The 469-nt window shown below is 58.8% G+C and carries 3 tRNA genes; all 3 read right to left on the minus strand.

The features are described 5' to 3' along the window. Positions 1 to 3: 3 nt before the first annotated feature. A tRNA-Ala gene (locus tag G5A07_RS21150) sits at positions 4 to 79 on the minus strand. A 184-nt stretch (positions 80 to 263) separates the two neighbouring features. Beyond that, positions 264 to 339: transfer RNA gene (locus G5A07_RS21155), tRNA-Glu, on the minus strand. A gap of 54 nt (positions 340 to 393) precedes the next feature. After that, positions 394 to 469: transfer RNA gene (locus G5A07_RS21160), tRNA-Ala, on the minus strand.

Below are 469 nucleotides of genomic sequence, written 5' to 3' on the forward strand. Positions count from 1 at the left end.
AAGTGGTGGAGCCAAGCGGGATCGAACCGCTGACCTCCTGCATGCCATGCAGGCGCTCTCCCAGCTGAGCTATGGCCCCGTGTTACCGAGCCGCCTATCATACCTGCGTGTTCACGTTTGTGGAAGCTTTTTTTGAGCTTTTTTCGTTCCGGTTCAACCGCGGCCGCGAGGGCAGGGGAACCGCAACGCCACTACCTGAATGCTGGTAGGCGGTGAACAAAAAAGACCCGGTTATCGGCCGGGTCCTCGTTGTTCGTGATGAGTGGCGTCCCCACGGGGATTCGAACCCCGGTCGCCACCGTGAAAGGGTGATGTCCTAGGCCTCTAGACGATGGGGACGCAATTCTCATCAATGTTCTTTAGCGACCTTTCGACGGCCTAATGCCGAAAGATTGGTGGAGCCAAGCGGGATCGAACCGCTGACCTCCTGCATGCCATGCAGGCGCTCTCCCAGCTGAGCTATGGCCCC

The organism is Stenotrophomonas sp. AS012628 (assembly GCF_010608305.1).
Taxonomy (GTDB): domain Bacteria; phylum Pseudomonadota; class Gammaproteobacteria; order Xanthomonadales; family Xanthomonadaceae; genus Stenotrophomonas; species Stenotrophomonas geniculata.